General features: G+C 72.9%; 7 protein-coding genes. 5 read left to right on the top strand and 2 right to left on the bottom strand.

Features of this window, described 5'->3' with window-relative positions; all coding sequences use genetic code 11:
- From VFO68_RS25680 to VFO68_RS25660, 5 genes are all read left to right on the top strand, one after another.
- Nucleotides 1-961: amino acid deaminase (locus VFO68_RS25680; RefSeq protein ID WP_325160952.1), on the top strand; the 961-nt coding region annotated here is incomplete at its 5' end.
- An 18-nt stretch (nt 962-979) separates the two neighbouring features.
- Nucleotides 980-2,302, top strand: a complete 1,323-nt coding sequence (locus VFO68_RS25675) for a peptide ligase PGM1-related protein (RefSeq protein WP_325160951.1) — start codon at nt 980-982, stop codon at nt 2,300-2,302.
- Entirely contained in the window at nt 2,299-3,477 is a 1,179-nt protein-coding gene (locus VFO68_RS25670) for an MFS transporter (protein WP_325160950.1), read from the top strand. The genes VFO68_RS25675 and VFO68_RS25670 overlap by 4 nt, the downstream gene beginning before the upstream one ends.
- On the top strand, nt 3,474-4,316 hold the full coding sequence (locus VFO68_RS25665) for a GNAT family N-acetyltransferase (RefSeq protein WP_325160949.1): 843 nt from the start codon (nt 3,474-3,476) through the stop codon (nt 4,314-4,316). The genes VFO68_RS25670 and VFO68_RS25665 overlap by 4 nt, the downstream gene beginning before the upstream one ends.
- Nucleotides 4,317-4,328: 12 nt before the next feature.
- A complete protein-coding gene (locus VFO68_RS25660) occupies nt 4,329-4,760 on the top strand; it encodes a hypothetical protein (protein ID WP_325160948.1) in 432 nt (143 codons plus the stop codon).
- Between the two features lie 12 nt (nt 4,761-4,772).
- Here VFO68_RS25660 and VFO68_RS25655 read toward each other — a convergent pair whose 3' ends face one another.
- Nucleotides 4,773-5,303 (bottom strand): SgcJ/EcaC family oxidoreductase, encoded by a 531-nt coding sequence (locus VFO68_RS25655; RefSeq protein WP_325160947.1) that lies wholly within the window; start codon nt 5,301-5,303, stop codon nt 4,773-4,775.
- Nucleotides 5,304-5,364: 61 nt separating this feature from the next.
- Nucleotides 5,365-6,167: WYL domain-containing protein (locus VFO68_RS25650; RefSeq protein ID WP_325160946.1), on the bottom strand; the 803-nt coding region annotated here is incomplete at its 5' end.

Genomic DNA, 6,167 nt, shown 5'->3' with positions numbered 1-6,167 from the left:
ACTGCGGGTCTACCGGGCGTTCGGCGTGTCCCGGATCCTGTTCGCCAACGAGCTGATCGACGCGCCGGCGCTGCACTGGGTGGCCGACGAGCTCGAGGCCGACGACGACTTCGAGTTCAGCTGCTTCGTGGACTCACCCGAGGTGGTGTGGCAGATGGCCGGCGCGCTCGCTCAGCGACCGCCGAGCCGGCCGGTCGACGTGCTGGTCGAGATCGGCCGGACCGGCGGCCGGGCCGGCGCGCGCTCGGTGGCCGACGCGCTGGCCACCGCCCGCGAGGTCGCGCTGTGCCCGCTGCTGCGGCTGGTCGGCGTCGGCGGCTACGAGGGTGTGCTGGTGAACGACCCGTCGCCGCACAGTCTGTCCATTGTGGACGATTTGCTGAACCGGATGCGCAAGGTCGCCGTGCTGCTGCACCGGGCCGGTTTGTTCGAGTCGGACACCATCCTGGTGAGCGCTGGCGGAAGCTGCTTCTTCGACCAGGTCGCCGACGCGCTCACCGCACCGTGGGAACCGGGCATGCGGGTGCTGCCGGTGCTGCGCAGCGGCTGCTACATCGCGCACGACGACGGCTTCTACCGCTGGATGACGCCGTTCTCGCGGGGCGAGGCCGGCGCGGGCCTGCGACCCGCGTTGCGCGCCTGGGCCCGGGTGACGTCCCGCCCGGAGCCCGGCCTGGCCCTGCTCACCGCCGGCAAACGGGACCTGTCCTTCGACGCCTGGCTGCCCGAGCCGCAGGTGGCGCGGCGGGAAGGCGGTGAGCTGATCCCGTTGCGGGACTGCACCATCAGGGAGATCAACGACCAGCACACGTTCGTGCGGCTCGCGCCGCGCACCGACGTCCGGGTCGGCGACTGGGTCGGCCTCGGCCTGGCCTACCCGTGCACCGCCTTCGACAAGTGGCAGCTCATTCCGGTGATCCGCGGCGAGACCGTCGTCGACCTCGTCCGGACGTTCTTCTGAGCAGGAGGGAACCTGTCCATGGCACGGCTGGTCATCGGGAACCGGGTCAACGGGCCCTACCTCAAGGACATCTCGCCGGAGTCCCTGTGGCACACCGGAGCCCAGGGTCAGCGCCTGGTCTGGTGCGCGCGGCCCGGCGACGTGCTGGTGCTCGCGCTGGCGCCGGATCCCGGGTTCCTCGCCTACGCCACCGGAATGCTCGGGTTCGCCGGCAGCGGCCTGGACGTGGTCGTGCCGCCCGAGGGGAAGCTCGGCCCGGCGGTGCTCACCCGCGACCGGTTCACCGGCGACGCGGTACTCGACGGCCTGCGCCGGCTGGTGCGTGAGCGGCGCCTCGACTCGGTCGAGCCGTTCTACTTCGACGGCTACGTCAACCAGTTGGCCCGCGGTCTCGGCCTGGCCGGTGGCACCCCCGGGTTCGCCTTCGTGGACCAGGGCGGCCACGAACTGCTCAACAGCAAGGCGGTGTTCCGCGCCGTGGCGGCCGGCACCGGGCTGCCCATCCCGGAGGGCGTGGTCACCAGCAGCCCGGAGGACGCGGTGGACTTCTGCTGGGACCTGCTCCGCTCCGGCCGGCCGGTGATCGTCAAGCAGGACCGCAACGTCGCCGGGCTCGGCAACGAGATTCTCAGCCGCACGGCCGAGATCGACCCGCTCGGCGCCGCCCACCACGAGATCGTCACCGGCCGGGCGGCGCTCGCCGGCCACATCGCCGCGCGGTGGCCCTGGTACACCAACGACTCGCTGTACCCGGTGGTGATCGAGGAGTACCTGGCCGGTTCGGTGCCGATCTGGGGCGAGGTGGCCATCTCCGACCGCTCCACCGACATCTTCGGCTACGGCAAGGTGCGGATGCGCCCGATCTGCGCCGGAGTGATCATCCCGGTGCCGGACGCACCGCCGGCGTTCGCCGACTTCCTCGTCCACCTGGAAGCCCTCGCGGTCACCATGCGGTCGATGGGCTACCGCGGGCTGACCAACATCGACGCGGTGCTGACGCCGGACGGGCGGGTGCTGTTCAACGAGTTCAACGCGCGCTACGGCGGATCCACGCACCTGTTCGCGATCGGGGAGCGCGTCATCGGCGGGGACTACCTGCGCGACCGCTGCATCGTGGAACGGCGGGAATGCGGCTACCCGGCGTTCGGTCCGGCGCTGCGCGCGCTGACCGGCAGCGGGCTGGCCTACGACCCGCGCACCCGGACCGGCGTGATCATCTCGGTGTACGGGACCAGAATGGACGGCACCGGCGGCGAGGCGTGCATCGTCGGCGAGAACCTGGCGGCGGCCGAGGAACTGGAACGCGAGTTGGCCGAACTGTTCCCGTCGGACGCGCCGTGACCACCGGCTACCGGAGCATCGCCACCCGGCCGGTGCTGGTGTGGGCCGCGGCCGCGCTGGCCAACCAGCTGCCGATCGCCATGGCGCCGGTCGCGTTCGTGTTCCTGGCCAGGGAACTGCCCGGCGGCTACCCGCTCGGCGCGGCCCTGGCGATGATCTGGGTGCTGGCCGAGGTGACCGGCGCGCCGGTGCTCGGCGTACTGTTCCGTCCCGACCGGGCCAGGGCGCACCTGGCCCTGGGCCTCGGGCTCGGCGCCGCCGCCTACGCCGGCCTGGCGTTCGGCGCCTCGATTTCACTGCCCGCGCTGGTGGCGCTGACCTTCCTGGCCGGCTTCTTCCCGGCCGCGTCCGGAGCCGGCCTGCGCGCGCTGCTCACCGGGCTGGTGCCGGAGCCGGACGTGCCGAAGGTGCTCAGCGCCGAGACCGTGCTCAAGGGCGTGATCTGGGCCGCCGCCCCGGTGCTGGTCGCCTTCCTCGCGCTCGGCGCCGGACCCGGCGTGCCGATGGCCCTCGCCGCGGTGCTGAACCTGGTGGCCGTGGTCCTGATCGTGGCGGTCCTGCCGGTGGGGCGGACCGCCGGCCCGGTTTCCGTGGCCGCCGGCTCCAGGGCGCGCACGCTGGCCGGCGCCTGGCCCATCTACCTGTCCGCCGCCGCGTCCATGGCGATGGTGGCCACCATCGAGTTGGTGCTGCCCGCGCTGGTCGAGTCGCGCGGGCTGCCGGTCGGCACGGTGGCGCCGCTGCTCATGGCGTTCTGGGTGAGCGGGGTGGTCGGCGGCTACCTGTACGGGCGGCGGCCGTGGCCGGGCCGGATGCGCCAGCAGAGCCTGGTCTGCCTGCTGGTCACCACCGGTGCGCTGACCCTGGTGGCCCTGCTGCCCGGCGCGCTCGGCATCGGCGCCGCGCTGGTGGTCGGCGGGGCGTTCCAGTCCTGCGTGCTGGTGACCCGCAACCTCTCGCTGCGCGACCGGCTGCCGGTCGCCGCGCACACCGCCGGCTACGCGATCATCTACGCCACCACCGGCATCGGCTACAGCCTCGTCGCCGCGTTCTCCGCGTTGGTGATGACCTACTTCTCGCCGGCGGCGGCCATCGTCGGCGGCGGCGTCATCACGCTGGCGATCATCGCCGCGAGCGCGCTGTCCGAGCGGGAGCGGGTGATACTCGCACGATGAGCCCGGTGGAGATCAGGCCGCTGCGGGAGGACGACCTGCCCGGCGCGGAGCGCGCGTCGGACGTGACGTTCCGGGAACCCGGGGGGCAGCCCCGCACGGAAACCGCGTCGAAACAGTGGATCGACCGGATGAGTCACCTGCTCGCGGTGGATCCGGGCGGCTGCTGGGTGGCCACCGACGGACCGGAGATCATCGGGTTCGCGATCTCGCAGAACCGGGGCGCGGTCTGGTACCTGGCGACCTACGGGGTGTTGCCGGCCCGGCAGGGAAAGGGAGTCGGCCGGGCGCTGATGGACGCCGTGCTCGGGCACGCCGGCGACCGGCCGGGCCTGTTCTCCGCCACCACGCACCCCGGCGCGACCCGGCGCTACCGGCTGGCGGGTTTCCTGCTGCACCCGCAGCTGCGGATGGTCGGCACGGTGGACCGGTCCACCCTCCCGGCGATCACCGGCCTGCGCGAGGGGGAGGCCGGCGACGTGGCGTGGATGGACCGGCTGGACGAGACGCTGCGCGGCGCCGGGCACGGACCGGACCACGGTTACCTTCTGGACAACCAGCGGCTCGTGGTGTCCCGCGGCCGGGACGGCTACGTCTACATCGACGACCGCGGCCGGGCCTCGCTGCTGGCCGCCGCGGACCCGGGCATCGCGGCGGACCTGTTGTGGGAGGCCCTGGCCAGCGCCCAACCCGACACGCTGGTCAACTGCATCACCACCGACAACCACTGGGCGGTCGACGTCGGCCTGGCCGCCCGGCTGGACATCGGCCAGGAGGGCTACCTCGCGGTGCGCGGCATGGCCCCGCCCGCGCCCTACCTTGCCAGCGGGCACTTCCTCTGAGGAAATGGACCCATGTCATTGATCAGTTGGGCGGGCGCGGTGCTCACCGTGCCGGTTCGGGTGCTGAACCTGTTGAGTGCGGCGGAGTCGATCGTCGCCCGCGCGGACGAGCTCGTGCGCCGGACCGAGCAGACGATCACCGCCGCCGAGGAGGTGACCGAGGCGGCGCGGGTCCAGGTGGCGGCCACCCGCCCGCTGGTCGAGTTCGCCGAGCAGTTCAGCACGCACGAGGTGCAGGCCGCGATCACGCTCGTCGACGAACTGCCCCGGCTGGCCAAGCACCTCAACGACGACGTGCTGCCGATCCTGGGCACCCTCAACCGGGTCGGCCCGGACATCCATGAGCTACTGGACGTCGCCAACGACGTCCGGCAGGCCATCCAGGGCATCCCCGGCTTCAACTACCTGCGCCGCAGGGGCGAGGAGAAGGACGGCGAGGACTGAGCGGCGCGCGACTCAGCCGGCCGGGGTGATCCGGGTGTTCTGGAACGAGCTGAACCACCACCGGCCGTGCTTCTTGACGATGACGTTGGTCTGGCGCGACAGCGCCACAGCCGGACAGTCGATCTCTCCGGGCCGCAGCACGCACCCGATGCTGACCATCACGATGGTCTGCGGCGCCACCTTGCGCATGCTCTCGACCTCGGCACTGAGCGTGGTGTCCCGCAGGAACTCCGGGAACACGAACGCCATGTACTCCTCGATGCCGGCCCGGGTCGCCACCCGGGTGCCGTCGAAGACGACCATCTCGCCGTCCGGCGTGAACAACCCGGCGTAGTCCTCGGCGTCGGCCCGCGCCCAGGCGTCGAACTGTTGGGCCCACAGCTGCAGGACCGCCGCGCGCTCCTGCGGCGAGGGGGTCACCGAGTCCGACTCGACGGCCTGCGGCTCGGCGGTGGCCAGCGTCACCACACCGGCCGTCGCCATTCCGATCACGCCGATGACGGCCAGGATCGCGAGCCGCCACCGGTTGCGCTGCATCGTCATCGCACTTCTCCGTTCGCTCGCGGGGTCCGGTGATCTGTCAGTCGCCGACGGCAGGGCCGCGTTACCGCGCCGGTGTGCGGTCCGGTGCGGTGGCGTGGGCGAACCGGTCGGCCCACGCCCGCAGCCGGTCGGTCAGCTCGGGCGGGTGCTGGACGTGGAAGCCGGCGGCCAGGACGCCGAGGGCCATGGTGGGCCAGTCGAGGTTGTCGACGGTCATCCGGACGCGGCAGTGCCCGGCGTCCACCTCCTCGATCGTGCTCCACTGACCGATCCGTTCGCGGGCCGTGGCGGCCGGGACGTCGGCCAGAACGTCGACCTGGTACTGCCCGGGCAGGTTCTTCAGCCGGGCGCGGACGAACTCGGCGGCGTTGGCGGCGGGCAGGTCCCGGGGCCGGAACCGGGCCCCGGTGGGGTGCGGCTCGCTGACCCGGTCCAGCCGGAAGCTGCGCCAGTCGTGCCGGTTGAGGTCGTAGGCGACCAGGTACCAGCGCCGGCCGAGGGTGACCAGCCGGTGCGGCTCCACGTGCCGGTCGGTCCGCTCGGCGCCGGCGGCGGTGTAGCCGAACCGCAGCCGCTCGCTGTCCCGGCAGGCCAGCGCCACCACCGTGATCACGTCCGGTTCGATCCCGCCACGGGCGGCGCCGGGCCACTCGGCCGGAACGGTCACCGCGCGCAGCGCCTCCAGCCGGCGACGCAGCCGGGCCGGCATCACCTGCACCACCTTGGCCAGCGCCCGTACCCCCGCCTCGGCGACGCCCTCCACCCCGCCCTGCGCGGCCGCCTGCAGGCCGAGCGCCAGCGCGAGCGCCTCCTCGTCGTCCACCACCAGCGGCGGCAGCGCGGCGCCCGCGGCCAGCTGGTAAC

Origin of the sequence: Actinophytocola sp. (assembly GCF_035712165.1) — a bacterium.
Taxonomy (GTDB): domain Bacteria; phylum Actinomycetota; class Actinomycetes; order Mycobacteriales; family Pseudonocardiaceae; genus DASYTH01.
Note: the sequence above shows the minus strand (reverse complement) of the source record. Positions and strands in the feature narration are given on the sequence as shown.

Excerpts from the sequence above, each read along its gene's own strand:
- VFO68_RS25675 (WP_325160951.1), top strand. The coding sequence starts at position 980 with ATGGCACGGCTGGTCATCGGGAACCGGGTCAACGGGCCCTACCTCAAG.
- VFO68_RS25660 (WP_325160948.1), top strand. The coding sequence starts at position 4,329 with ATGTCATTGATCAGTTGGGCGGGCGCGGTGCTCACCGTGCCGGTTCGG.
- VFO68_RS25665 (WP_325160949.1), top strand. The coding sequence starts at position 3,474 with ATGAGCCCGGTGGAGATCAGGCCGCTGCGGGAGGACGACCTGCCCGGC.
- VFO68_RS25655 (WP_325160947.1), bottom strand. The coding sequence starts at position 5,303 with ATGACGATGCAGCGCAACCGGTGGCGGCTCGCGATCCTGGCCGTCATC.